This window comes from Pseudomonas sp. GW823-FHT02E01 (assembly GCF_058797535.1).
Genome location: NZ_JBXAJS010000016.1, coordinates 56,736 through 80,561, shown reverse-complemented (window position 1 = coordinate 80,561; position 23,826 = coordinate 56,736). Strand labels below are relative to the sequence as shown.

Here is a 23,826-nt window from a genome sequence, read left to right as displayed (position 1 = left end):
GGTCATCGTCAAGATTAAATTCCGAAACCCCTATCTGCGTATGCAGGTAGGGGTTTTGTTTTTGGCGTCCCTGTAGGCGCGAGCTCGCTCGCGATGGGCCTCAGTGCGAAATATCCCCTGACAGCCCGCATCAGGCTGTTGGACCTGTGTTGGATAGACGGCAGTCGCACCAGCTACCTAAACTGTCAGCAGATTTTTTGGATCGGGGCAGTGGATGAATCGCAATGAACTTCGCAAGGCGGATATCAACCTGATGGTGGTATTCGAAACGCTGATGCTCGAACGCAATGTCACTCGGGTGGCGGAGAAGCTGTTTCTCGGTCAGCCGACCATCAGTTCGGCGCTCAACCGCTTGCGTGCGATGTTCAATGATCCGCTGTTCATACGCGTTGGCCATCGCATGGAGCCAACGGCACGGGCCGAGGAGATCATCAGGCACCTGTCGCCGGCGCTGGATTCCTTGTCCGTGGCCTTGAGCCTGACCCATGATTTTGACCCGGCCAGCAGTACGATGTCGTTCCGCATCGGGTTGTCCGACGATGTCGAGTTCGGGCTGTTGCCGCCATTGTTGCGAGCGCTGCGCCAGGAAGCGCCCAGCGTGGTGTTTGTGGTGCAGCATGTCGATTACTGGCGGATTCCCGACTTGCTGGCAGCCGGCGATATCACGGTAGGTATCAGCCAGACCCGTGGCTTGCCGGCCAATGCCAAGCGCAAGTTGTTGCGACACATCCAGCCCAGCATTTTGCGCGCCGATGCCTCTGATACACCGCTGACCCTCGATGAATATTGCGCGCGACCGCACGTGCTGGTGTCCCATACCGCCAACGTCAGTGGCTATGCCGACGAGTGGCTGGCGGATATCGGTCGCACACGCCAGGTGGTGCTTTCGGTGCCGCAGTACAGTGCATTGCCGGCCCTGCTTGCCGGCACCGACCTGATTGCCAGTCTGCCGGACTACACCGCTGCGGCGATGGCTGCATCGGGAATGCTGTTCAAGGAACCCTTTCCCTTCAAGACACCGACCCTGGATCTATCCATGGTCTGGCTCAGCCATGTCGATAGCGACCCTGCCGAGCGCTGGTTACGTTCGCGCCTGGAGGCGTTCATGAGTGAGCGTGCCGTATTGCCGCTGCCCGAATGAACAGGGTGGCGCTGTGTTATATGTACGACCTTTCCACCCCACTTACAGGAACCCACTCATGCCTCACCTGCACATGGAATACACCGCCAACCTGACTGATCTGAATGCCGAAGTGGCATTGATGCGGTTGAACAATACGCTGGTGGCTTCCGGTCAGTTTGCTGCCGAATTCGACATCAAGAGCCGCGCGATCAGGGTCGAGGCGTTCAAGGTCGGTACTGCATTGGCTGAACGGGCGTTCGTGCATGTGAAACTGGCACTGTTGAGTGGTCGTTCCGCACAGATCAAGAAACAGCTGTCTGAAAGCCTGCTGGCGGTGGTGCAGGACGTGTGTGAGTGGCCGAGCGGCGTTGAAGTCCAGTTGTGCGTGGAAATTCTCGACATCGATCGCGATTCCTACAGCAAGACCGCCATCAGCAACTGAGCATCAGGCCGTTTCCTGCTCGAAGCAGGCCTGGATCACTTGTGCTCGCAGCCAGGTGTTGGCGCTGTCCTGATCAACACCCTGGTTCCACTGCATGTCGAGGGTGAAACCCGGCAGGCCAGCGGGGGCTTCACAGTGATCGAAGGTATCTGCACTGGCCAGTAGTCGCTGGATGCGCCGGGGCAGGGTCAGAACATAGTCGGTGCCGGTAATCAGCTTCAGCGCTGCGCTGTAGCTGTTGGCGCGTGCGACGATATGGCGCTGTTGTGCCTGCTGCGCAAGCCAGCCGTCGACCATGTTGGTGGCGGACGTCCAGGGTGTCGGGAACACGTGTCGACGTTCGACATAGGTTTGCAGGCTCAAGCGTGGTTCTGCCGGCGTGGCGCGTTTGTCGAAAACACACACCAGGTCATCTTCGAGCAGCGTCTGCGATTTGAAATCGACGTGACTGCGATGAAAGTTCGGGCCGAAGCACATCACCAGGTCGAGGCTGCCTTCGCGCAACGCTTGGGCAGGGATATCGGCCTGGAGTTTGAACACATTGACCATCACCGGAAGATCGGCGAGGTCGAAGGTTTTCAACAAGCGCGGCAGGATCAGTTGCTCGAAATATTCCGGGGCGCAGATGTTGAAGGTCACGGGTTGCAGGCCTGGGTCGAACGTGGGTAAGCCGGCGTGACACAGGTTGATGCTTTCGAGGATTTTCAGCACGTGAGGGTACATCGCGCCGGCCTTGCCGGTGGGCTGCATGCCGCCGGTGCGAGTATTGATGAACAGTTCGTCCTCGAAACTGGCGCGCAATTTTTTCAGGCAGTAACTCACGGTGGACTGGCTGACGCAAAGCGTCTCGGATACGTCGGTGACACTGTTCTGCTCATACACGGCGACGAATACCATGAGGTCCTGCATGTCGAGCTTTCTAAGCGAATTACTGTTCAGCATCCATTCCATCTCGCTGCGTCCCTTGCGCTGACCGTGTGCAAGGGTGGTGAATTATCCTAGCGGAATGGGCGAGCAGGGAGAATGCCTTGCAGGACGTTTCGCCCAAGGCCGTGTCAGCCCTGGACCATCGCCGACACGGCGCGGCGGCTGGACATCAATAGCGCGAACATGCCGAGGCCCACCAGCACCGCGCCGGTCATTTCCAGCGGCAGCGGCGTCTGGTGTCCCCATAGCCAGTGGAACAAGGTGATGAACAGCGTGCTCAGGTAGATGTAGGAAATCACCGAGGACGGCGCGATCACGCCGATGGCCCGGTGCAGCAGCCAGAACGTCGCCAGGGTGGCGAACACTGCCAGGTACATCAGCCAATAGAAGTCGTTGAGCGTTAGTAATGATGCCGAACGCCAACCGCCACTGAATCCACAGAACACCAACAGAAACAGCGCACCGAACAGCATGTTCCAGAACGTCATGGGCACCGGTTCGCGTCCCTTGAGGCTATTGTCTTTCAGACGCTGGCTGAGGGGGGCGTAGAGCGCCATCGCCAAGCAACCGATGCCGTACACCGTCAATGCATAGGGCGATGGCAACTCGCCGGGGCGGGTGCCTTTCATGATCAACAACACCGCCCCGGCAGCGGCGAGCAGCATCGGCATAATCCGTTGTTTCAGACGGCTGTCAGGTGTGAGCACGACTTCGAAACCCAGGGTCATCAGTGGCACCAGCGTGAACATCGTCCCGGTGTTGACGGCCGAGGTGTAGCGCAACGCTTCGAACAGCGAACCGAAGTACAGCGCCAGCAGCAGGCCGAGCACCGCGTGACCAAACAGTGCGCGGGCGGTCATCACGGCATCGCCTTTGAGCAGCAACAACGGCAGAAACACCAAAGCGCAAAACAGCAGGCGTAAACCCGTCAGCAGGATCGGGTCGATGGCCTGGCTGACTTGCGCCGCCGCGGAAAACGATGCGGCGATCAACAAGGCCCAAAGCAGCATGCTGGCGTGAGCGACGGCGAAAACGGTGGTTTTCATGGCAGGCTCCGGGTCAATGGATGTGGCGGGCGTAGTGCCTTGGGTTGAAGCGCAAAACCATCAGCATCATCAGCGCCATGACCGCCGTGAGCGACCACCAGGCCCATTCAAAGCTGCCGAGCTGGTCGCGGATGATCCCCGCCAGCAGCGGCGACAGGCCGGCGATCAAGTAGCCGATGCCTTGCACGAATGCGGTCAGGCCGCCAGCACGCAATGGATTGTCCAGGTGATCCAGCGATACGATCAGGCTCATCGGGAACAGGCCGCCAATGCCCAGCCCCAGCAGGCATGGCCACAGCAGGCTCAAATGCCGTGGGCTCAGAATCAGTCCGCAGAAACCGGCGATGATCAGTGTCAGCAATACCATCAGCACGACGCGGCGGTCGTGGCTGCGGTTGGCGATGACGGGCGTCAACAGACCCGACAACACTTCCATGGCGGTCAGAAACCCGAGCAGCAATCCGGCGTGCTGCTCGCTCCAGCCCTTTTCCACGTAGTAAGGCGCCAGCCAGGCCAGAACACAGGTGTAGGACGCAGTGCCCAGGCCAAAGAAAATCGCGAGTAACCACGCGCGGGAATTGGCAAAGTACGAACCTTTGCCGGATGCCTTGGAATCCAGTGTTGGCATCCCCGCGCTTTGGCTGCGCCAGAAGAGCAATGCCAGCACAGCGAGAACGGCCCAGATCGCCAGGCCCATACGCCAGCTGCCGGTACGTTCCATGACCAGCGGCGCAAAGGAGGCACCCATGGCCGCACCGCCCATGATCGATGTGACGTAGAGCCCCATGCACAGGGCTACGTGGTCGCTGAAGCGGGATTTGATCAACGCTGGCATCAGGGCCTGGATCAGGGCGATCCCGACACCGGCCAGCACCGCGCTGAGGAGCAACTGCGCGGCTGAATCAAGGAACAACCGCGAAAGCGTGGCCACGCCGATGATCAGCAACGAGAAGACTACCGTGCGTTGATCGCCGAATCGCTGACTGACGCGCAGGCCGACAAACATCGCCAGCCCCATGGCCGTCACCGGTAACATTGTCAGCAGTGAAGCCTGGCTGAAGCTCAGCGCAATGTCGTCGCGAATCGCTGAGAGCAGCGGCCCGACAGCGGCCATGGAAGGGCGCAGGTTCAGGGCAACCAGGACAATGCTGAACATGAGCCAGAGGGCAGGGCGGGAAGTGGCTCGGGTGTTTTCCATGATCGGACCTTGATGAATAGGCGGGCGATTAAGGCGCGCGAGCCCCGAAGGGCACAAATCAGAAAGTCCGGGGTGGTATTTAGAAATCAAATACAGGCCTTCTCCCCACTGAAGGCAGCACAAAACAGCCAAATGTTTAGCCAAACGACATCCAAGGTTCTTCAAATCCTGATTTAACGACTTAAGCCATCGTGTGACGCTGCGGGTCATCTGTTTTCTGCGGTTCTCTCTATGGACGGTTGGCCAGTCGCAATCCACTGCAAGGCATCCAACGGCGTTCGAGCGTCGAGCCTTGGTCGTCGATTCACGCCTGCCACCGCGCCAAACCTCTCTGCACTTCCTTCTGAACTGGCTTTTTGGGCGCTGTGGCATTGCCGCCATGCGCGCCCGCCGGATTCCTGCTTTTTCCGCTGATTGTTCCTACCTGTTCCGCTTGATGGCGGGATTAAAGTGCGGGTGCTTTTGCGTACCCGTCTGACACGGAAAAAGAGAGTTCCCATGAGTTGTGCCACGACCTCGTTTGCCACCCGGCAAGAAGCCCTGACCTTTCTGGAGCAGAACCCGGATATTGAAATGTTCGAGCTGTTCATCCTCGACAACAACGGTGTGCCGCGGGGCAAGTTGCTGCATCGTGACGAGTTGCTGGCGGTGTATGAAAGCGGGCGACCATTGCCGAGCACCATCCTCGGCCTGACCATCAACGGTGATGACGTGGAAAACTCCGGGCTGGTCTGGGATGTCGGTGATATCGACTGCCGGGCCTACCCGATCAGCGGCAGCCTCACGCGTATGCCGTGGCGTCTGATACCGACCGCGGCCGTGCAGGTCAGCATGCACCCAACGGAGGGAATGCCCGCCACTATTGCCGATCCCCGTCATTTGCTGGCGAAGGTCATCGAGGGTTTGCAGGCAGACGGTTATTACCCGGTCATGGCGGCGGAATTGGAGTTCTACCTGCTGGATCAGCAACGCGACAGCAATGGCCGGCCGCAACCGGCACGGGATGTCGATGGCGGGCGTCCGTACGGCACCCAGGTCTATGGTTTACGCGAGCTTGAACAGATCGAACCGTTCCTGGCCGATCTCTACAGTGCCTGCAAACTCCAGGGGATTCCGGCGCGCACGGCCATTTCCGAATACGCGCCGGGGCAAGTGGAGATCACCCTCGAACACCGCACCGACGCACTACAGGCGATGGATGAAGCGGTACGCTACAAGCGTCTGGTCAAAGGCGTGGCGCACAAGCACGGCATGACAGCCTGTTTCATGGCCAAGCCTTTCGATGACCTCGCCGGCACCGGGATGCACATGCACGTGAGCCTGGCGGACAAGGACGGCAACAACCTCTTCGCCAGCGAAGCTGCGGATGGAACGCCGCTGCTCAAGCAGGCCGTCGCCGGCATGCTCAGTACCTTGCTCGATTCGCTGTTGCTGTTCTGCCCCAACGCCAACTCCTACCGTCGATTCCAGGCCAACAGCTATGCGCCCCTGGCGGCCACCTGGGGCGTGGACAATCGCACCGTGAGTTTGCGTGTCCCAGGCGGGCCTGCGTATTCCCGGCACATCGAACACAGAATCTGTGGCGCAGATGCCAACCCCTATTTGGCGGCTGCGGCGATTCTGGCGGGTATTCATCGTGGCATCCGCGAACAACTCGATCCTGGTGCGCCGGTGGAAGGCAATGGCTACGCCCAGGCCACGAAACTGTTGCCGACAGACTGGCTGACCACCTTGCGATCACTGGAAGGTTCGAGTTGGGCCAGGGAAGCCTTCGGCGGTGAATTCCTCGGCGTCTACCTGGCAGTGAAACGCGCTGAGTATCGTCAATTCATGGGGGAGGTCGGTGAACAGGACTGGCGCTGGTATTTGCATCAGGCCTGAGTCGAATCTGAATCGGGGCTGAACCATTCTCAAATAGTCTGAAAGTGTCAGACGGACTTAATAAGCCAACTAATTGTTGGCTTATTTTTCACAAAAAATTGATTGTTGGCTTCCTAAAATTAGAGCTGTCTCGGTAAATGAAATTTTCACATTTGCCGTAGACACTTATTTTCAGGATCCGCCAAATATCATGCTTAATATTAAAGCCGTGCGCCCCGAATGGGTGACACTGATTGCCAGTGCACTTTTGTTAGTTGGCTTCAATTTTGTACTCTGGCAGCACCTGTTCGAAATCACCGCATCCGATGGCAAAGGCATCGTCATGCGCGCGGCTTTCGGGGTGATGATCTTCGCGGCCTTCAACATTGTGCTGACCCTGCTGGCATTCCGGCCGGTGCTCAAGCCGCTTCTGACCCTGCTGTTCATGACCAGCGCGGGCGTGGTTTATTTCATGAGCCAGTATGGTGTTTTGATCGATACCGGCATGCTGCGTAACTTCGCCGAGACCAATGCAACGGAAGTGCGTGACTTGCTGTCGCTCAAGTTGTTTGTTTATATTTTACTGCTCGGCGTTTTGCCGTCCTGGCTGTTGTGGAAGACACCGATTAATTATCGTCGTTGGCACCGTGAACTGCTCAGTAAAGTTGTGGTGACTTTTGCCTCGGCAGCAGTCATTGGTGGAGTTGCACTGGTTAACTATCAAGGCCTGTCTTCGCTGTTTCGCAATCACCACGAGTTACGCCTGATGGTGGTGCCAAGTAACTACATTGGTGCCTCGGCTGGCTTCTTGCGCGAGCAGGTTGCATCTGCACATCAACCTTTTGTGAAGCTCGGTGAAGATGCCCGGCGCAATCCAGCCTGGCAAACTCACGGGCGCAAATCCCTGACGGTACTTGTCGTGGGTGAAAGTGCCCGGGCGGAGAACTTCGGCATCCTTGGCTATAGCCGCGACACCACTCCCAAGCTGAGTAAGGAAGACGGCCTGATCGCTTTCACCGATGTGCACTCCTGCGGTACTGAAACCGCCGTATCGGTGCCTTGCATGTTCTCCAACATGGGGCGCAAGGACTACAACGCCAGCAAGGCAAAGAACGAAGAAGGCCTGTTGGACGTGCTCAAGCATGCGGGTATCGACGTGATCTGGCGTGACAACCAGTCAGGCTGCAAAGGTACGTGCGATCGCGTCACTCTTCAGGACGTCAGCAACCTGAAGGACCCGGCGCTGTGCGCCAACAGTGAATGCCGCGATGAAATCCTGCTGCAAGGGCTGCAGCATTTCATCGATACCCTGGACAAGGACACGGTATTGGTACTGCACCAGATGGGCAGCCACGGCCCTGAGTACTTCAAGCGTTATCCGAAAGAGTTCGAGCGCTTCACCCCGGTTTGCGAGAGTAATGCCCTGAACAATTGCAGTCGCGAAAGTATCGTCAATGGCTACGACAACACCCTGGTCTATACCGACCATGTACTGTCGACCTTGATCGATCTGCTGCGCAGCAACCAGGACAAAGTGGATACCGCGATGCTGTATCTGTCGGACCACGGCGAGTCCCTGGGTGAATACAACTTGTTCCTCCACGGCACGCCCTACATGCTGGCACCGGAGCAGCAAAAGCATGTCGCCATGTTTGCCTGGTTCTCCGACAGCTATAAAAAGTCGTTTGCGCTAGATACCCGCTGCTTGCAACAGAGCCGTGAAAAGTCCCTCAGCCAGGACAACCTGTTCCATTCGATGCTTGGGCTGCTGGAGGTCGACAGCAAGGTCTACCACCAGGATCTGGACATGTTTGCCGGATGTCGTCGTCCAGTGACCGACGGCGTGTTGGCCAAGGATTGATCGCCTCTGACTCTGTTTCACGCGGCGGCCGTCGACCTGGTTTTTGACCGGTGTTGGTCGAACACGGTGACTCTCGCGACGGTTCCAGGTGCTGGATAAGACCAGCTAGCTCGGCTTTGTAGGACTATTCTTTATGTCACGCAGTAATTTTCGCTAATGCTCTTGTTCAGTGGATGCGCGGAAATCGCCGGGGGCGATATATACTGCGCGCCATTCTTCAAGGGAGAGCCGTGTGGCCATCGATATTCACTGGATTCGCGACAACGATAGCCTCGGACGGTTGTGTGCCGAGTGGCAACAGTTGCCATTCGTTGCCCTCGACACCGAATTCATGCGGGTCGACACCTTCTACCCAATCGCCGGCCTGCTGCAGATCGGTGATGGCGTTCGCGCCTATCTGATCGACCCGTTGACCATCGACAACTGGCAGCCATTGGCCGCTTTGCTGGAAAACCCTGCGGTGGTCAAAGTTGTCCACGCGTGCAGCGAAGACCTCGAAGTCCTGCTACGCCTGACCGGCAGCCTGCCAGCGCCGCTGTTCGATACGCAACTGGCTGCCGCTTATCTGAACCTTGGTTTTTCCATGGGTTATTCGCGGCTGGTGCAGGAAGTGCTCGGCATCGACCTGCCCAAGGGGGAAACCCGTTCCGACTGGCTGCAACGCCCGCTTTCCGAAACCCAGATCAGCTATGCCGCCGAAGATGCCGTGCATTTGGCTGAAGTTTTCGTAAAACTGCGTCCAAAGCTTTCCGACGAGAAATACGCCTGGGTCCTGGAAGATGGCGCCGAACTGGTGGCCAACCTGCGCCGCGAGATCGACCCGTACGAGGTCTATCGCGATGCCAAGCTGGCCTGGAAGCTGTCTCGCGCCCAACTCGCCGTTTTGCGTGAGCTCTGTGCCTGGCGTGAAAAGGAAGCCCGGGCCCGCGACTTGCCGCGCAACCGGATCATCCGCGAGCATTCGTTGTGGCCGCTGGCGCGAACGCAGCCCGATAACCTCGGTGCCCTGGCGAAAATCGAAGACATGCACCCACGTACCGTGCGTCAGGACGGCGAGTTTCTGCTTGATCTGATCAAGCGCTCTGGCAGTGTGTCGCCTGATCAATGGCCGCCAGCCGTGCCGGAGCCGTTGCCGGTGGATGCTGCTGCGCTGCTCAAACAAATGAAGGCCATAGGCCAGGCCGAAGCCGAGCGCCTGAACATCGCGCCGGAACTGATGCTGCGCAAGAAAACCCTGGAAGCGCTGCTCAAGAGCGGCTTCCCCAATGGTCCCTACCAATTGCCTGATTCGCTGCGTGGCTGGCGCCGCGAATTGATGGGCCAGGCGCTGCTCGACAGCCTGGCCACCGCCGGAGAACAGCCTTGAAACGTATTTGCTCCATCTACCGCAGCTCGAAAAGAAACGAAATGTACCTGTATGTGCTCAAGAGCGATGCTCTGGAGCGCGTGCCGGATACCCTGATGGCAGCCTTCGGCAAGGCCATCCACGCGTTCGACCTGGTGCTGAGCCCCGAGCGCAAGCTGTCGCGCGAGGACATCACGGTCGTGCTGGAGAACCTCGAGAAACAGGGTTATCACCTGCAAATGCCGCCTGCCGAAGACGAGTACATCGAGCACTTGCCGGAAGAGTTGTTGCGTCGCAACGATCCGATGTGAGCGGCAGACAGACTCTGTTCAGAGTGGTTATGAAACACTGATTGATTTTAGCGATGGCAGCATCGGCGGAGCACTGCTCTGTCGGCGGCCGTCTGCACTGTTTTTGAAAGGTTTGAAGCATGCGCGTCCTGATTGCTGAACACGACCACCCCGTGTACGCCCAACTGTTGCGCGAGGCGGCACCGGACCTGGAGGTGCTGACCAGCGGTGATTCCGCCGAACTGGCCAGCCAGGCCGCCGATTGCCCGGTGTGGCTCGGCCAGCCTGATTTGCTGGCGACCCTGTTACGCCAGGGCCATCAACCGCAATGGCTGCAATCGACCTGGGCCGGCATCACGCCGCTGCTGGCCGATGGCTTGCCGCGGCACTATCGGCTGACCCGTGCAGTCGGAATCTTTGGCCAGGTCATGGCCGAGTACGTGCTCACGTACATGCTCGGTCACGAGCGTGAAGTGCTGGCGCGACTGGTCAGCCAGGTCGAACGCAAGTGGGACAGTCGCCAGGTCCAGAGCCTGGCGGGGCGCAGGGTGTTGATCGTCGGCACCGGTGATATCGGTCAAAGTGTCGCGCAGTTCCTCGTGCCGTTTGGCGTCGAACTGTATGGCGTTGCCAGCAGCGCACGGGAGCAGGCACCGTTTATCGAAGTCGGTTCGATGGCGGATTTGCCGCGGCTGGTCGGTGAAGTCGATTACGTGGTCAATCTGCTGCCGAACACGCCGGACACCCACGATGTCTACGACGCGGCGCTGTTCAAGCAATTCAAGCCGACCGGGTTGTTCATCAACGCCGGACGCGGAGTGGCGGTGGTTGATGCGGATCTGGTGGATGCCTTGAAGGAAGGGCATCTGGCGGGTGCAGTGATCGATGTGTGCCGTCAGGAACCCTTGCCCCAGCGTCATCCGTTCTGGACGGCCTGGGGCCTGCTGCTGACCGGCCACAGCTCGGCCCCGACTTCGCCTTCGATGATGGTGAAGCTGTTTGTCGAGAACCTGCGGGCTTATGAGGCGGGAGAGGCGTTGCGCGGGGAAGTGGATTTCGATCGCGGGTATTGAACACACCCTCAAAAACTGTGGGAGCGAGCTTGCTCGCGATGAGGCTGGTACATTCAACATCAATATTGACTGTCCTACCGCTATCGCGAGCAAGCTCGCTCCCACAGGGATTTTCAGTATGGCTCAGAGGGTGAAGTCACCTTCGGCCGCCAGTTCGCTCAACGGACGACGCGGGCTGGGTTCTTCACGGGCTTGCAGATAATCCGCCAGGCTCGCCTTGTCCCCCAGCTTGCCCACCGCGACGGCGGCGTGCAGGGCGTAGCCTTCAGGAATGTTCAGCGCCTTGCGGGTCAGCTCCTGGTCGAAGCCGGCCATGCCGTGGGTGTGCCAGCCGCTCAGGCTCGCCTGCAAGGCCAGGTGACCCCAGGCGGAGCCGGTGTCGAAGGTGTGCCACAGGGCCGGGGTTTCTTCGGCTGCGCCAGGCGCAACGAAGGTGGTTTTCGAAATCACGATCACCAGGGCCGAAGCATGTTGCGCCCAGCTGCGGTTGAATTCGTTCAACAGGCCCAGGTAACGCTCCCAGTTCGGCGTGTCGCGACGTGCGTAGAGGAAGCGCCAGGGCTGCGAGTTATAGGCCGAGGGTGCCCAGCGGGCGGCTTCGAAAAAGCTCAGCAGGGTTTCCTCCGGAATCGTTTCGCCAGTGAAGGCGCGGGGCGACCAGCGATCGGTGAACTGAGGGTGAATGGCGTAATCGGCAACGCGTGGGTTGGCACTCATCAAGAGATTCCTGGCTACGTTTGAAAGTGGGAGCAACACAAAACCCTACTTGGCAGCGCAAAAACTGACAAGCCCGGTGTACCGACAGTCGCCAATGCTTGGCCCGCGGAGCTGCGGGCACTAGACTGGCGGCCTTTTCACCACCTGATGTCGATACTCGAACCATGGCCGCCAAAGTAGAACCGTTCTGGATACGCAAGACCCTTGATCAACTCGATCAGGAGGAATGGGAGTCGCTGTGCGACGGCTGTGGATTGTGCTGCCTGCAAAAGCTTGAAGACGAAGACGACAACAGCGTCTATTACACACGCATCGCCTGCAAGTTGCTGGACCTGAAAACCTGCCAGTGCACGGACTATCCAAACCGCCGTGACTCGGTGCCGGACTGTATCCAGCTCACGCCGGGCAAGGCCGACGAATTCAAATGGCTGCCACCGACCTGCGGCTATCGCCTGGTCAGCGAAGGCAAGGACCTGCCGTTGTGGCATCACCTGGTGTGCGGTGATCGCGATGCCGTTCATCACGAGCGGATTTCCCAGTCCGGGCGCATGCTCGCCGAAGGCAGCGTGCCGGAAGATGATTGGGAAGATCATCTGATTTTCCGCGCAGGCTGATTGCCTGAGGTTCAACGTTTCACGAAGGAGTGTGTATGGCTGTGGGATGGCGGCAGGCGTGGATCCTTGGATTACTGGCCGTGAATTCGCCGGCATGGGCTGCGAACAAGGTCAATCTGGATTACCACGTGCGCCTGTTGCCGCAGAGCGATCAGGCCGAAGTGCGCCTGACGCTCGCCCAGGGCTCGGCGGTACGCAGCCTGGATTTCGACCTTGGCGACGGCAGCCACTACAGCGATTTCAAGGCTGACGGCCAATGGCAACTGACCCCCGGCAAAGCGGCGCGCGGTGTCTGGCGTCCGGCTGCGGACAAGGCCAGCCTGACCTACCGCGTGAGTATCAGCCACGGGCGCAAGAGCGGCAGCTTCGACACGCGCATGACGCCAGGCTGGGCGTTGATGCGCGGCGACAATCTGGTGCCGGCTGCCAGACTCGATCAACAGGACGGCATCGAACTGGTTTCACGTCTTGAGTTCGAGCTGCCCGGTGGCTGGAAAAGCGTTGAAACCGCTTGGCCACGAATCGGCCCGAATAAATTCCGTATCGATAACCCTTCCCGACTGTTCGACCGGCCTACCGGCTGGATGCTCGCTGGTGAGCTCGGAAGTCGCCGCACTCGTCTGGGCGAGACCGAAGTCACAGTCGCCTCGCCGCTGGGGCAGGGCATGCGCCGTATGGATGTGCTGACGCTGCTGACCTTCGTCTGGCCGCAAGTGCAGGCGCTGTATCCGCGACACCCGGGCAAACTGTTGATCGTCGGGGCCAATGATCCAATGTGGCGCGGCAGCCAGTCGGCGCACGAGTCGATCTATCTCAACAGTCGCCTGCCGTTGGTCAGCGAAAGCGGCACCAGTGCCCTGGTCCGTGAGTTGGCCCAGGTGTTCGGGCGCGTCAAAGGCACCCGGCGCAGTGACTGGATCAGTGAGGGCTTTGCTGAGTATTACGCCATCGAACTGGTGCGTCGGGCTGGCGGCATGAGCGATGAGCGCTACGAGAGTCTGCATCGCAAATTGGTCAAGATCAGCCAGAAAGTCACCACGCTGCGCGGTGAGCGGATCAGCTCGACGCAGGTGGCCAGGGCAGTGGTGTTGCTGCAGGAGCTGGACCGCGAGATTCGCCTGAAAACCCACAACAAGCGTTCGCTCGATGATGTGCTGCGCGGGGCGATGCGGCTGGATAACGTTGATACCAAGGACTTTGTGCAGCTGTCGGAGAGTGTTATTGGCGACTCTTCCAAAGTCCTTGATACCGGTTTACTTCAGTGAGTCCGTCATCGCGAGCAAGCTCGCTCCCACAGTGATTGGGGGTGAACACAAATGTTGTGAGCGCCACATAACCCTGTGGAAGCGAGCTTGCTCGCGATGAGGCCAGTGGCTTCAGCGCAAATCCTGATTCAAACCCCGGCTTTCGGCGACTTCAAGGAATCATTGCCGGTAACGGTTGCGGTTTTGGTCGCCGCCTCGGCATTGGCCTTCAGCGTCTTCAACTCTTCACCCGCCCGCTGAATTTTCGCCCGCACGTTGTTCATGTCCTGACGGCTTTTCTCCAGCAGGCTTTTCGCCGAGCTGTGACCGGTAATTCCACGCGCCAGGGCCACGCCGCCGATGGCCACCTGGATCAGGCCAAAGATCCCGCCACGCCGCAGTCCCTTGCCCACCATCACCACGCCACCGGCCAGGGAGCCAATGCGTTCCCAGCCCTGCACGTTTTGCTCGGAAGGGCTCTGGAACGGGGTGGATTCGATACGCTCGACGGGTTTGAGTTCGCTCATGGTCTGTCTCCAGGCTTCAGTGATCGATAGTCAAACTGACAGCCTGGGCGGGCAGCTCGTTCAATCGGATGTGTGGCGATTCAGCGGAATTTTGGTCCGGAGCGGGTGTTGAGCCCCTTGGACATGCGGTCGTAGAGCACGACGTTGACCGTGGCGGCCAGGTTCATGCAACCGGTGGTCGGAATGTAGACCACGTCTTCGCACCAGTCGCGAATCTCTTTATCCAGCGATCCGTCTTCCGGGCCGAAGATGTAGAGCGCGCGATCCGGGTGGGTGTATTCCGGCAACGGGCGGGCGCCCTCGACCAGTTCCACGGCGACGGGCACACAATTGAGGGGCAGGATTTTCTTCAGGTCGTCGATGCCGATCAGCGGGATGTCGTAGTGCACGCGCTTGGTATCGGTGACGAAGTCGGCGGCGCGCTCATAGCGCTTGCCGGTGTAGAACACCGACGCCACGCCATAACAGCCAGCGGCGCGCATCACCGAACCGACGTTCTCCGGTGATTTGGGGTTATACAAACCAATGCAGCTGTACCGTTTGTCTGCCACGAGCGGGGTGCCTTTCGGGAAAAAAGCGGGATTATACGGGGATTGGGCGGCAACGGTCAGTTTGGAGATTGGCGGTGGCAGGGCTATTGCCATCGCGGGCAAGCTCGCTCCCACATTTGATCTGTGTCGTTCACAAAATCAACTGTAGGAGCGAGCTTGCTCGCGATGAGGCCGGATCAGGCGCTGAAAATCTTCAGTCTTCTTTCTTCATCAACCCGGCGAGTGCCGCAAACGGGTTGTGCGTAGCCTTGGCAATTTTCGGCGTGCTCAGCGAGCCTTCGTCGAAATACTGCTGATCGGTATACCGCGAGTGTTCGTTATCGTGGCAGTACAGGCACAACAACTCCCAGTTCGAGCCGTCCTGCGGGTTGTTGTCGTGGTTGTGGTCGCGGTGGTGCACGGTCAGTTCGCTCAGGCGCTTGCCGGAGAACTCACGGGCGCAGCGGCCACAGACGTGCGGGTACATCTTCAGGGCCTTGTCGCGGTAGCCCATTTCCTTGTCGCGCTGGTTGTCGGCGAGGATGCGATCCAGCTTCGAAGTGTTGGTCGGGGTGGACGAACTCATGGGTTCACCTTTGTAGAAAGACTAATGACGGTTATAGGGTGAAGTTTAGCCTAGCCCTTGAGCTTCTCGGCAATCCAGATGGTGTGGCGGGTGCCCTTGTTGCCGTGGGCGAAGACCTGCACTTCCTCGGCCTTGAAACCCGCCTTCTTCAGTTTGTCGGAAAACTGCCGGTCAGCGCTGGCCGACCAGACGGCCAACACGCCTTTTGGTCTCAGGGCCTTGGCGCAGGCACTGAGGCCTGCGGCGGAGTAGAGCCAGCTGTTGGCTTTCTGGGTCAGGCCTTCGGGACCGTTGTCGACGTCGAGCATGATGGCATCGAAACCCTGGGGCTCGGCCTGCAGGACTTTGGCCACGTCTTCCATGCGAATCACGGTCCGCGGGTCTTGAAGCGGGTTTCCGGCTTTCTCGCCGAGTGGCCCGCGATTCCACTCCACGACGCCAGGCACTAATTCAGCGACCACCACTTCGGCAGTCTTGCCCAGGTGCTTGAGCGCCGAAGCGAGGGTGAAGCCCATGCCCAGGCCACCGATGAGCACCCGTGAACCCGGTCGGCCGGCGACCTTGCGACACGGGATCTCGGCCAGGGCATCTTCGGAGCCGTGCATGCGCGTGTTCATCAATTGTCCGCCGTCGCCGCCCTGGATCTTGATGACAAAATCCTCGCCGTATTCGAACAGGCACAGGGCGCCGCCGTTTTCAGGGATGGGGGTGGTGTCCAGCAGAACGAAACGTTTCATGGGGCTCACTTGAAGAAAATTGGCAGAACTCGGGAGGGCAAACAGACGCAGTTGGGAGTAGCCTGTTTATGACGACAAGGCCAACGGAGCCATTGATGAAGCGCACCATTCTAACGGTCATTGCCCTGGCCGCGCTCTCGATAACTGCAGTGCAGGCGCAACAGCTGCAATCGATTCCCGTAAGCCCCGCGCCGATACCCGGTTCGCCCGGCACCGCGACGCCCACGCCGTACCCGCAAATCAGCCCGGCGCCTTTACCTAAAGTCGGCCCCGGCAGTAGCGGTCCGCCGTTGGTGCCGATTGAAATGCCCAGCCCGCCGATCAAGGACCAGCCTATACCGGGCCTGGAGCCCAATCCGCCGAAAACCAAATCGCCGGGCGGCTAGACCTGCTGCGAAAGCAGTTGACCGTCGGCCATGCGCAGTCGTTTGGAAAGGGAAACGGCGAGGGCGCGGATGATCTTGGCGGCGATTTTCGGTGCGTCGTTGAGCATCTTTTCCAGCGAGTCCTTGCCCAGGTTGAGCAACTGGCAGTTGCTTGCGGCCACGCAACTGGCCGAGCGCCGTTCGCCGTCGAGCACGGCCATTTCACCGAACGAGCGGCCGCTGCGCAACGTGGCGATGGTAACTCGCTGCCCGTCAGCGTTGGTTTTCTGCACCGCCACCTGACCGGTATGGATGATGCACATGAAACTGCCGGCATCGCCCTCCTGGAAGATTTCCTCGCCCTGGGCAATGGTGCTGATACTGAAGTAGCCCGAAGCCGCGGCGAAGTCGGCTGGCTGCAGTTGATTGAACAGGCCGCAATCCATCAGCCAGTCGCGAATTTCGTTGTTCAGAAAGGTTGGTTCAGACATGTCGTCACGGTCTTTATTGTTGTGTCTGTTACTGGCTCGAATTTGAAGTCACCGAAAACCCCTTGTGGGAGCGAGCTTGCTCGCGATTGCGGCTTCACAGGCAACGGTAATGTTGAATGTGCTGATGCCATCGCGAGCAAGCTCTCTCCCACAGGGTACTGGTGTTGTATCGGCTACCAATGTGTGGAATTAAGACCGGTTCATCGGCCCGGGTTCCTCAGGCCATGCCCAAAACCTTGAACAAAAATGCATATTCGAGTGCTACGTCACGCAATCCCTGATATCGACCGCTCATCCCGCCATGCCCGGCACCCAATTCAGTCTTGAGCAGCAGGGGATTGCTGTCGGTCTTTGTCGCGCGCAATTTCGCCACCCACTTGGCTGCTTCCCAATACTGCACGCGGCTGTCGTTGTAACCGGCGATCACCAGGGTTGCCGGATAAGCTTGCGCGGTGACATTTTCATACGGGGCGTAGGCCTTGATCCGATCATGGACGTCCGGCTCTTCAGGGTTGCCCCACTCGTCGTACTCCGTCACGGTCAATGGCAGATCAGGGTCGAGCATGGTGTTGAGTACGTCGACGAACGGCACTTCGGCGATGGCGGCGCCAAACAGCTCCGGCCGTTGGTTGAGCACCGCGCCGATCAGCAAGCCACCGGCGCTGCCGCCACTGATAGCCAACTGCGGTGCAGTGGTGAAGCCTTGGGCGATCAGGTGTTCGGCGCAGGCGATAAAGTCGCTGAAGGTGTTGTGCTTGTGCTCCTGCTTGCCGGCGCGATACCAGGCTTCCCCCAGTTCGCCGCCGCCACGCACGTGGGCAATGGCAAACGCCATGCCGCGATCCAGCAGACTCAGGCGCGCGTGGGAAAACCATGGGTCGAGGCTTTCGCCGTAGGCACCATAGCCGTAGAGGTACAGCGGCACGGGTTTGCCCAGGTCTGCGCGCTTGATCACCAGGCTGATGGGCACTTGCGTGCCGTCCGGCGCACTGGCCCACAGGCGTTGGCTGACGTAGGCGTCGGCATCGAACGGGCCGAGCACCGGGGTTTGCTTGAGGACTTTCTGCTCGCCGGTCGCCAGTTCAAGCTGGCGGATTTGCGCCGGACGGTTCAACGCTTCGTAGCGCAGGCGAATCCGGTTGCTTTCGAACTCCAGGCTGTTTTGCACGTGCAGGCTGTAGGCCGCATCCGGCAGTTGCACACGATAAGGCGCCAGGCTTTGTGGGTGAACTTCAATGACCGGCAAGCCGCCAACCCGCAGGCTCAGGGTCATGGCCCCGGTGTTAAGGCTGATGCCGTCGATCATCACGGTGTCGCTGTGGGGGATCAGGTTCTGCCAGTCGGCTTCGGTGGGCGCGACGCCGGTATCGACGGCCGTGTACAAGGCGAAATTGATGCCGTCACGGTTGCTGCGAATGAACCAGGTCCATTGACCATTGAGTACGCCGTGATCGACGTCGTACTCATGCTCCTCGACCCGTGGCGCGATGCAGGTAAAAGCGTGCTGCGGTTGGTTGGCGTCAAGCACCCAGGCTTCGCTGGTGGTCTTGCTGCCCACGGACAGCAGCAATTGCTGCTCGGAGCTTGAACGGTAGCAATGCATGAAGAAGCGCCCGTCCGGCTCATGGAAAACTTCTTCGGCCGCCGTGCCGTCCAGTCGATAGCGATACAGCTTGTGCGGACGATGGGTGTCATCCAGTTCGCCAAAGAATAGCGTCAGGCTATCGTTGGCCCAGGTCATGCTGCCGTCGCAGTCCTGGAATTCCAGCTCGCTGACACGGCCGTCGGACAATTCCTTCACGAACAGCGTGTAAATCTCCTCGCCGCTGGAGTCGATGCTGTAGGCCAGACGCTGGTGGTCCGGGCTGATGCTGAACGCCCCGAGCGAAAAGAAACCACCCTTGGCCAGTTCGTTGGGGTCCAGCAACAGTTGTTCGCGGCTTTCGTCGAGGGTCAGGCTGTCATCGGCCGGACGCGGGCAGCGGTAGTGCCTGGCGTACTCATCGCCTGCCGTGGTGCGGGTGTAATACAGATAGGGGCCCCATGGCGAGGGCAGGGACAGATCGGTCTCGAGAATCCGCCCCTTGATCTCTTGGAACAGGGTTTCGCGCAATGCGGCCTGGTCGGCGGTTTGCGCTTGCTGATAGCTGTTTTCGGCTTTCAGGTAGTCGAGCACTGCCTCGGTGTCGCGCTCTTGCAGCCAGGCATACGGGTCGGAGCCTTCAGCCTTGTGGGCAATCGGAGCGTCGTGAATGTTGGCGGATTGGGGCATGAAGGGCTCTCGAGCAGTGTACGGAATAGGTTTGGAACCTGTGGGAGCGAGCTTGCTCGCGATGAGGCCAGTACATCCAACATCAATGTTGACTGTCAGTCCGCCATCGCGAGCAAGCTCGCTCCCACAGGGTTCTATGTCTTGACCGAAGGCATTGATGCAGCCTGATGGGCGAAAAGCCGTTATCATAAGCGCCTCTTTGCCTGCCTTGCCATGGACACCATGACCGAGAACGACTATCTGATCGCTTGGGGCCTCTACGCCTTCGCCGCTTTGGGCTGCCTGTTGGTGTGGATGCGCTTGACCCGCTGGATGTGGCGTTGGCTGCGTGAGCCGCTACGGCTGGCGATGGTCGTGCTGCTGTTCAGCCCGACCATCATCGACCCGGTCAAGGACAAAATCGCACCGGCTCTCGCCATTACCGCGCTCGACCTGCTGTTCAAGGTCGGCAACAACGCCTGGCGGGCGATTTCCGATCTGTTCATGTACGGCATGATCGCGTTCGGCCTCTATCTGGTGCTGGTGGCGATCCGTTTCCCCATCGAGCGCGCCTCCAATGCCCGCAGGGAGCAGGCTGCCGCCGCCAAAGCCGCCGTCCGTGCCGACGAGCCCGAGGACGATCAACCGTTCGGCGGTGCCGGCGATGATCGTTACGGTCGTCCGCCCGTGCCGAGCACTCCTCAGCGGATGCGAGTCGAACCCCGTCTGTAACCTTGCCCCCTGCGATTGAGCGAGAGTCCGAGCATGTGTGAGTTATTGGGCATGAGCGCCAATGTCCCGACCGATATCGTGTTCAGCTTCACCGGGCTGATGCAGCGCGGCGGACGCACCGGCCCGCACCGCGATGGCTGGGGCATTGCCTTCTATGAAGGCCGTGGACTGCGGCTGTTCCAGGACCCGGCGGCGAGCTGCGAGTCGGAGGTCGCGAACCTGGTGCAGCGCTATCCGATCAAGAGCGAAGTGGTGATCGGGCACATCCGCCAGGCCAACGTCGGCAAGGTCTCCCTGTCCAACACGCATCCGTTCGTCCGTGAGCTGTGGGGGCGCAACTGGTGTTTCGCCCATAACGGCCAGTTGGCGGATTTCCAGCCAGTGGCCAGTTTCTATCGCCCGGTCGGCGATACCGACAGCGAAGCGGCTTTCTGCGATTTGCTCAACCGTGTGCGTGCGGCGTTCCCCGAGCCGGTCGAGGTCGAAGAGCTGCTGCCTGACCTGGTGGCAGCGTGCGCCGAATACCGCAGCAAAGGCGTGTTCAACTGCCTGCTCAGCGACGGTGACTGGCTGTTCTGCTATTGCTCGACCAAGCTGGCGCAAATCACCCGTCGTGCACCGTTTGGCCCGGCACGCTTGAAAGATGTCGACGTGATCGTCGACTTTCAGGCCGAAACCACGCCTAACGATGTGGTGACCGTCATCGCCACCGAACCCCTGACCGAAAACGAAACCTGGACCCGTTACGAACCGGGTCAATGGAGCCTGTGGCGACGCGGCGAATGCGTCAGCCAGGGCCAGACCGAATAAGGACTCCTTGCATGTTGCTCAGTTATCTACGGCTGGTGTTGTTTGCAGCGGGCCTGTTGATCGGTGTCCAGGTACCGGGCTTCATCAGCGATTACGCCAAACGGGTCGAGGCGCATCTGATCGAGGCGCAGGCCAGTCTGAGCGGCTTCCAGAACACCGCCAATCAGTTCTTCAAGGGTGACATGCAGGCTCTGGTCGCGCATTACCGCGCCAGCGAAGACCCGATCTTTCGCAGCGACGCCGACAGCCTGGGCAACCTGCTGACCCGTCAGGTGGCGCTGGACAAGCAATTCCAGGCGATGCAGGGCCCGTGGTACATCCGCTTCCTGCAAGTGGTGCTGGCTGCTGATCCGGACATCCGCAAGGAAACCTGGAATGGCTACAGCTACCAGATCCTGTTGACGCCCGAAGCGATGGTCTGGGGCATGAGCGGCGCGTTGCTGCTGTCGTTCGGGATCGAGTGCCTGTTCCGACTGATCGACTGGGTGGTGCTGGGCGGCAAGCGTCTGCGCCAGAGCCGGCCGATCGAAGAACGGGATTTGCGCGGTTTGTAACACTGCGCGGTCCCTGTGGCGAGGGGGCTTGCCCCCGTTGGGTTGCGCAGCAGCCCCAAAACCAGATACCCCATTTTTCAGGTGTACTGCGTTTATCAGATTTACGACTGCTGCGCAGCCGAACGGGGGCAAGCCCCCTCGCCACAGGACGTCATCAGTCAGCCAGAGTGATGTAGTCGTCACCCACCTTCTGCGCATACCGCTCCACCACGTGCTGACACAACGTCACGATCTCCTCGACCCACTCCGCGCCAACCCGCCATGACACCACCACTTGCAGGTTGGGCGGGTGTTGGTCGATGGCCAGCAAGGTCAATTCCCCCCGCTCCAGTTCCTCGGCCACCAGCACCGGTGGCAATGCGCCGATGCCGAAGCCGTCGCGCAACAAACGGGTGATGGCCGACACCGAATTCACGCAGTTCAGTCGCGGTGTCATGACGCCATTGGCCTGCATCAGCGCCAGAACTTCCTGATGCGGATGGGAGTTTTTCGAATAAGTGATAATCCGCTCACGCGCCAGTTCGGCGACGTTTGTGTAATTGCGGTTGTAGATCGAGTTGCTGGCAACGATCCAGCCCATGGGGTGGCTGGCCAGTTCCAGGCTGCGCACGCTTTCCTGGCGCAGCAGGTCGGTCTGCAGGATCACATCGAGAAAGCCTTTTTGCAGCTGATCGCAGAGGTTGAGCGAGGTATCGGCTACCAGTTCGATTTCCACCAGCGGGTAGTGATCGGTCATCTGCGCCACCAACGGGCTGAGCCAGGTATGGATCACTGTGTCCATCACGCCGATGCGCACCCGTCCGGCCTTGCTCGAGCGGGTCTCGATCGACTGCTTGAGCGCCTGCATGGTGTCCATCATCTGCTCGGCGTAATCGAGCACCTTGAGGCCTTCGGGCGTCAGGCTCACGCCGCGCGAATCCCGCAGAAACAGCTTTACCCCCAGCTCGCTTTCAAGCACTGCGATGCGGCTGGAAATCGAGGCCTGAGTGGTGAAGAGCTTGTCGGCGGTCAGGCGGAAACTCTTGAGTCGGGCGACCCAGACAAAGGTCTCGAGAAACTTCAGGTTCATGGGATAAAGATTTCTTATGTCTAAGGCGGGTTTTTATTAGTTGGACGCAGCAGGGGCGCGCGTCCAAAAATCGGCGCATCCGGTTCCCACGATAGGCGTCGTCGGGGCTCAGAACAATACCAATAAAATCAGCGCGGAGATTTGCCATGAGTGCGCCCGACACCACCGCCATTCCGAAAGCCTCGGCCCGTCCGGGACCTTTCGACTGGTATCGCAACATCAATCAGCAGGAACGCCGCACCTTCTGGAGCTGCAAGATCGGCTATGGCCTGGACGGCATGGACACCCAGATGCTCAGCTTTGTGGTGCCAACCCTGATTGCCATGTGGGGTATCACCACCGGCCAGGCCGGGCTGATTCACACCAGCACGCTGATCGCTTCGGCCATCGGCGGCTGGGTAGCGGGGATTCTCTCCGACCGCATCGGTCGTGTTCGCACCTTGCAGCTGACGGTGTTGTGGTTTGCCTTCTTCACCTTCCTCTGCGGCTTTGCCCAGAGCTACGAGCAACTGCTGATTGCACGGACCCTGATGGGCTTCGGTTTCGGTGGCGAGTGGACGGCCGGCGCGGTGCTGATCGGTGAAGTCATTCGAGCCAAGGACCGTGGCAAGGCCGTGGGCATGGTGCAATCCGGCTGGGCGCTGGGTTGGGGGTTGACGGCGATTCTGTATGCGCTGCTGTTCTCGGTATTGCCACCGGAAGACGCCTGGCGCGCTCTGTTCATCCTCGGCATCGTGCCGGCAATTTTCGTGATATTCGTCCGCCGCCTGGTCAAGGACCCGGAAATCTATCGTGAAGCCAAAGCCAGGCAGGAGCCGAGCAACCCGTCGAAGTTTTACGAGATTTTCGCCCCCGGCATGCTCTTCACCACGATTCGCGCTTCGTTGCTGACCACCGGCGCCCTGGGCGGCTACTACGCGATCACGTCCTGGTTGCCGACTTTTCTGAAGAACGAACGCGGTTTGAGCGTGCTCAATACCAGCGGTTATCTGGCGATGGTGATCATCGGGTCCTACGTGGGTTATGTCATCAGCGCCTATTTGACCGACATCCTCGGACGTAAAAAGAACTTCATCCTGTTCGCCGTCGGCTCGTTCACCATTGTGTTGCTGTACACGCAATTGCCGGTCAGCAACGGCGTGATGCTGTGGCTGGGCTTTCCGCTGGGCTTCTTTGCCTCCGGGATCTTCAGTGGCATGGGTGCATTCCTGACCGAGTTGTTCCCCACGCGCATTCGCGGTTCGGGCCAGGGTTTTTGCTACAACATCGGACGGGCGCTGGCGGCGTTGTTTCCACTGTTGATTGGCCTGCTCAGCCAGACCGTGCCGCTGAGTGTAGGCATCGGTGCCTTTGCGGCGGTTTCCTACGGCGTGGTGATCCTCGCGGCCTTGAGTTTGCCGGAAACCCGTGGCAAGCAACTCGACGCCCAGTAAC

25 protein-coding genes are annotated in these 23,826 nt (G+C 59.6%); 14 read left to right on the top strand and 11 right to left on the bottom strand.

Annotated features, from left to right (window positions below):
- Positions 1–214: 214 nt before the first annotated feature.
- A complete protein-coding gene (locus AC1RDQ_RS27435) occupies positions 215–1,141 on the top strand; it encodes a LysR substrate-binding domain-containing protein (protein ID WP_492588649.1) in 927 nt (308 codons plus the stop codon).
- Positions 1,142–1,199: 58 nt separating this feature from the next.
- Positions 1,200–1,565: a 5-carboxymethyl-2-hydroxymuconate Delta-isomerase gene (locus AC1RDQ_RS27430; protein ID WP_090453683.1), complete on the top strand. Its 366-nt coding sequence runs from the start codon at positions 1,200–1,202 to the stop codon at positions 1,563–1,565.
- Positions 1,566–1,568: 3 nt separating this feature from the next.
- Here the strand turns inward: AC1RDQ_RS27430 and AC1RDQ_RS27425 are convergent, their stop codons facing one another.
- The 3 genes from AC1RDQ_RS27425 to AC1RDQ_RS27415 form a co-directional block, all read right to left on the bottom strand.
- Positions 1,569–2,507: a LysR family transcriptional regulator gene (locus AC1RDQ_RS27425; RefSeq protein WP_492588647.1), complete on the bottom strand. Its 939-nt coding sequence runs from the start codon at positions 2,505–2,507 to the stop codon at positions 1,569–1,571.
- 113 nt (positions 2,508–2,620) lie between these two features.
- Positions 2,621–3,538 (bottom strand): DMT family transporter, encoded by a 918-nt coding sequence (locus AC1RDQ_RS27420; protein WP_492588646.1) that lies wholly within the window; start codon positions 3,536–3,538, stop codon positions 2,621–2,623.
- Positions 3,539–3,551: 13 nt separating this feature from the next.
- Positions 3,552–4,736, bottom strand: a complete 1,185-nt coding sequence (locus tag AC1RDQ_RS27415; protein ID WP_492588644.1) for a cyanate transporter — start codon at positions 4,734–4,736, stop codon at positions 3,552–3,554.
- 498 nt (positions 4,737–5,234) lie between these two features.
- On the opposite strand from AC1RDQ_RS27415, the gene AC1RDQ_RS27410 reads away from it, so the two are divergent.
- The 5 genes from AC1RDQ_RS27410 (at position 5,235) to AC1RDQ_RS27390 (ending at position 11,165) form a co-directional block, all read left to right on the top strand.
- On the top strand, positions 5,235–6,617 hold the full coding sequence (locus AC1RDQ_RS27410) for a glutamine synthetase family protein (protein WP_057716009.1): 1,383 nt from the start codon (positions 5,235–5,237) through the stop codon (positions 6,615–6,617).
- 190 nt (positions 6,618–6,807) lie between these two features.
- On the top strand, positions 6,808–8,457 hold the full coding sequence (locus AC1RDQ_RS27405; RefSeq protein ID WP_492588642.1) for a phosphoethanolamine transferase: 1,650 nt from the start codon (positions 6,808–6,810) through the stop codon (positions 8,455–8,457).
- 232 nt (positions 8,458–8,689) lie between these two features.
- Positions 8,690–9,823, top strand: coding sequence for a ribonuclease D (gene rnd / locus AC1RDQ_RS27400; protein ID WP_090453691.1), 1,134 nt, complete (start codon positions 8,690–8,692; stop codon positions 9,821–9,823).
- Positions 9,820–10,113, top strand: coding sequence for a YcgL domain-containing protein (locus AC1RDQ_RS27395; protein ID WP_057716006.1), 294 nt, complete (start codon positions 9,820–9,822; stop codon positions 10,111–10,113). The genes rnd and AC1RDQ_RS27395 overlap by 4 nt, the downstream gene beginning before the upstream one ends.
- A 119-nt stretch (positions 10,114–10,232) precedes the next feature.
- Positions 10,233–11,165 (top strand): D-2-hydroxyacid dehydrogenase, encoded by a 933-nt coding sequence (locus AC1RDQ_RS27390; RefSeq protein WP_102671295.1) that lies wholly within the window; start codon positions 10,233–10,235, stop codon positions 11,163–11,165.
- Positions 11,166–11,288: 123 nt separating this feature from the next.
- On the opposite strand, the gene AC1RDQ_RS27385 is transcribed toward AC1RDQ_RS27390, so the two are convergent.
- The gene (locus AC1RDQ_RS27385) at positions 11,289–11,882 is read right to left on the bottom strand and encodes a nitroreductase family protein (protein WP_492588641.1); all 594 of its coding nucleotides are present in this window, start codon (positions 11,880–11,882) and stop codon (positions 11,289–11,291) included.
- Between the two features lie 164 nt (positions 11,883–12,046).
- On the opposite strand from AC1RDQ_RS27385, the gene AC1RDQ_RS27380 reads away from it, so the two are divergent.
- Positions 12,047–12,496 carry a YcgN family cysteine cluster protein gene (locus tag AC1RDQ_RS27380; protein WP_008015986.1) on the top strand — a complete coding sequence of 150 codons (450 nt, stop codon included), beginning with the start codon at positions 12,047–12,049 and terminating at the stop codon, positions 12,494–12,496.
- 35 nt (positions 12,497–12,531) lie between these two features.
- Positions 12,532–13,761, top strand: coding sequence for a hypothetical protein (locus AC1RDQ_RS27375; RefSeq protein WP_492588639.1), 1,230 nt, complete (start codon positions 12,532–12,534; stop codon positions 13,759–13,761).
- Positions 13,762–13,889: 128 nt separating this feature from the next.
- Here AC1RDQ_RS27375 and AC1RDQ_RS27370 read toward each other — a convergent pair whose 3' ends face one another.
- The 4 genes from AC1RDQ_RS27370 to AC1RDQ_RS27355 all read right to left on the bottom strand — a co-directional run bounded on the left by AC1RDQ_RS27370 (position 13,890) and on the right by AC1RDQ_RS27355 (position 16,120).
- Positions 13,890–14,267 carry a YgaP family membrane protein gene (locus AC1RDQ_RS27370; RefSeq protein WP_057716002.1) on the bottom strand — a complete coding sequence of 126 codons (378 nt, stop codon included), beginning with the start codon at positions 14,265–14,267 and terminating at the stop codon, positions 13,890–13,892.
- An 80-nt stretch (positions 14,268–14,347) separates the two neighbouring features.
- Positions 14,348–14,818 (bottom strand): RNA methyltransferase, encoded by a 471-nt coding sequence (locus AC1RDQ_RS27365; RefSeq protein ID WP_007993783.1) that lies wholly within the window; start codon positions 14,816–14,818, stop codon positions 14,348–14,350.
- A 193-nt stretch (positions 14,819–15,011) separates the two neighbouring features.
- Positions 15,012–15,383: a YajD family HNH nuclease gene (locus tag AC1RDQ_RS27360; protein WP_007898702.1), complete on the bottom strand. Its 372-nt coding sequence runs from the start codon at positions 15,381–15,383 to the stop codon at positions 15,012–15,014.
- A 50-nt stretch (positions 15,384–15,433) separates the two neighbouring features.
- Positions 15,434–16,120: a spermidine synthase gene (locus tag AC1RDQ_RS27355; protein ID WP_154860803.1), complete on the bottom strand. Its 687-nt coding sequence runs from the start codon at positions 16,118–16,120 to the stop codon at positions 15,434–15,436.
- 95 nt (positions 16,121–16,215) lie between these two features.
- Between AC1RDQ_RS27355 and AC1RDQ_RS27350 the strand changes: the two genes are divergently transcribed.
- On the top strand, positions 16,216–16,506 hold the full coding sequence (locus AC1RDQ_RS27350) for a hypothetical protein (RefSeq protein WP_057716000.1): 291 nt from the start codon (positions 16,216–16,218) through the stop codon (positions 16,504–16,506).
- Here the strand turns inward: AC1RDQ_RS27350 and AC1RDQ_RS27345 are convergent.
- Together AC1RDQ_RS27345 and AC1RDQ_RS27340 are read right to left on the bottom strand one after the other, a co-directional pair.
- Positions 16,503–16,976 (bottom strand): Crp/Fnr family transcriptional regulator, encoded by a 474-nt coding sequence (locus tag AC1RDQ_RS27345; protein WP_057715999.1) that lies wholly within the window; start codon positions 16,974–16,976, stop codon positions 16,503–16,505. The genes AC1RDQ_RS27350 and AC1RDQ_RS27345 overlap by 4 nt on opposite strands.
- Before the next feature lie 217 nt (positions 16,977–17,193).
- A complete protein-coding gene (locus AC1RDQ_RS27340; RefSeq protein WP_492588637.1) occupies positions 17,194–19,248 on the bottom strand; it encodes a S9 family peptidase in 2,055 nt (684 codons plus the stop codon).
- A 213-nt stretch (positions 19,249–19,461) separates the two neighbouring features.
- On the opposite strand from AC1RDQ_RS27340, the gene AC1RDQ_RS27335 reads away from it, so the two are divergent.
- The 3 genes from AC1RDQ_RS27335 to AC1RDQ_RS27325 are packed head-to-tail and all read left to right on the top strand — an operon-like array spanning position 19,462 to position 21,323.
- Positions 19,462–19,959 (top strand): hypothetical protein, encoded by a 498-nt coding sequence (locus tag AC1RDQ_RS27335; RefSeq protein ID WP_057715997.1) that lies wholly within the window; start codon positions 19,462–19,464, stop codon positions 19,957–19,959.
- 33 nt (positions 19,960–19,992) lie between these two features.
- Positions 19,993–20,769, top strand: a complete 777-nt coding sequence (locus AC1RDQ_RS27330) for a class II glutamine amidotransferase (RefSeq protein WP_090453698.1) — start codon at positions 19,993–19,995, stop codon at positions 20,767–20,769.
- Positions 20,770–20,780: 11 nt separating this feature from the next.
- On the top strand, positions 20,781–21,323 hold the full coding sequence (locus tag AC1RDQ_RS27325) for a DUF2937 family protein (RefSeq protein ID WP_095945362.1): 543 nt from the start codon (positions 20,781–20,783) through the stop codon (positions 21,321–21,323).
- A 154-nt stretch (positions 21,324–21,477) separates the two neighbouring features.
- On the opposite strand, the gene AC1RDQ_RS27320 is transcribed toward AC1RDQ_RS27325, so the two are convergent.
- Positions 21,478–22,392, bottom strand: coding sequence for a LysR family transcriptional regulator (locus AC1RDQ_RS27320; RefSeq protein WP_492588635.1), 915 nt, complete (start codon positions 22,390–22,392; stop codon positions 21,478–21,480).
- Between the two features lie 146 nt (positions 22,393–22,538).
- On the opposite strand from AC1RDQ_RS27320, the gene AC1RDQ_RS27315 reads away from it, so the two are divergent.
- A complete protein-coding gene (locus AC1RDQ_RS27315) occupies positions 22,539–23,825 on the top strand; it encodes an MFS transporter (RefSeq protein ID WP_090453706.1) in 1,287 nt (428 codons plus the stop codon).
- Position 23,826 lies beyond the last annotated feature (1 nt).

Excerpts from the sequence above, each read along its gene's own strand:
- AC1RDQ_RS27315 (WP_090453706.1), top strand. The coding sequence starts at position 22,539 with ATGAGTGCGCCCGACACCACCGCCATTCCGAAAGCCTCGGCCCGTCCG.
- AC1RDQ_RS27390 (WP_102671295.1), top strand. The coding sequence starts at position 10,233 with ATGCGCGTCCTGATTGCTGAACACGACCACCCCGTGTACGCCCAACTG.
- AC1RDQ_RS27325 (WP_095945362.1), top strand. The coding sequence starts at position 20,781 with ATGTTGCTCAGTTATCTACGGCTGGTGTTGTTTGCAGCGGGCCTGTTG.
- AC1RDQ_RS27415 (WP_492588644.1), bottom strand. The coding sequence starts at position 4,736 with ATGGAAAACACCCGAGCCACTTCCCGCCCTGCCCTCTGGCTCATGTTC.
- AC1RDQ_RS27425 (WP_492588647.1), bottom strand. The coding sequence starts at position 2,507 with ATGCTGAACAGTAATTCGCTTAGAAAGCTCGACATGCAGGACCTCATG.
- AC1RDQ_RS27330 (WP_090453698.1), top strand. The coding sequence starts at position 19,993 with ATGTGTGAGTTATTGGGCATGAGCGCCAATGTCCCGACCGATATCGTG.
- AC1RDQ_RS27340 (WP_492588637.1), bottom strand. The coding sequence starts at position 19,248 with ATGCCCCAATCCGCCAACATTCACGACGCTCCGATTGCCCACAAGGCT.
- AC1RDQ_RS27370 (WP_057716002.1), bottom strand. The coding sequence starts at position 14,267 with ATGAGCGAACTCAAACCCGTCGAGCGTATCGAATCCACCCCGTTCCAG.
- AC1RDQ_RS27335 (WP_057715997.1), top strand. The coding sequence starts at position 19,462 with ATGGACACCATGACCGAGAACGACTATCTGATCGCTTGGGGCCTCTAC.
- AC1RDQ_RS27355 (WP_154860803.1), bottom strand. The coding sequence starts at position 16,120 with ATGAAACGTTTCGTTCTGCTGGACACCACCCCCATCCCTGAAAACGGC.
- AC1RDQ_RS27380 (WP_008015986.1), top strand. The coding sequence starts at position 12,047 with ATGGCCGCCAAAGTAGAACCGTTCTGGATACGCAAGACCCTTGATCAA.
- AC1RDQ_RS27435 (WP_492588649.1), top strand. The coding sequence starts at position 215 with ATGAATCGCAATGAACTTCGCAAGGCGGATATCAACCTGATGGTGGTA.
- AC1RDQ_RS27345 (WP_057715999.1), bottom strand. The coding sequence starts at position 16,976 with ATGTCTGAACCAACCTTTCTGAACAACGAAATTCGCGACTGGCTGATG.
- AC1RDQ_RS27375 (WP_492588639.1), top strand. The coding sequence starts at position 12,532 with ATGGCTGTGGGATGGCGGCAGGCGTGGATCCTTGGATTACTGGCCGTG.
- AC1RDQ_RS27420 (WP_492588646.1), bottom strand. The coding sequence starts at position 3,538 with ATGAAAACCACCGTTTTCGCCGTCGCTCACGCCAGCATGCTGCTTTGG.
- AC1RDQ_RS27360 (WP_007898702.1), bottom strand. The coding sequence starts at position 15,383 with ATGAGTTCGTCCACCCCGACCAACACTTCGAAGCTGGATCGCATCCTC.
- AC1RDQ_RS27320 (WP_492588635.1), bottom strand. The coding sequence starts at position 22,392 with ATGAACCTGAAGTTTCTCGAGACCTTTGTCTGGGTCGCCCGACTCAAG.
- AC1RDQ_RS27430 (WP_090453683.1), top strand. The coding sequence starts at position 1,200 with ATGCCTCACCTGCACATGGAATACACCGCCAACCTGACTGATCTGAAT.
- AC1RDQ_RS27410 (WP_057716009.1), top strand. The coding sequence starts at position 5,235 with ATGAGTTGTGCCACGACCTCGTTTGCCACCCGGCAAGAAGCCCTGACC.
- AC1RDQ_RS27405 (WP_492588642.1), top strand. The coding sequence starts at position 6,808 with ATGCTTAATATTAAAGCCGTGCGCCCCGAATGGGTGACACTGATTGCC.
- AC1RDQ_RS27385 (WP_492588641.1), bottom strand. The coding sequence starts at position 11,882 with ATGAGTGCCAACCCACGCGTTGCCGATTACGCCATTCACCCTCAGTTC.
- AC1RDQ_RS27350 (WP_057716000.1), top strand. The coding sequence starts at position 16,216 with ATGAAGCGCACCATTCTAACGGTCATTGCCCTGGCCGCGCTCTCGATA.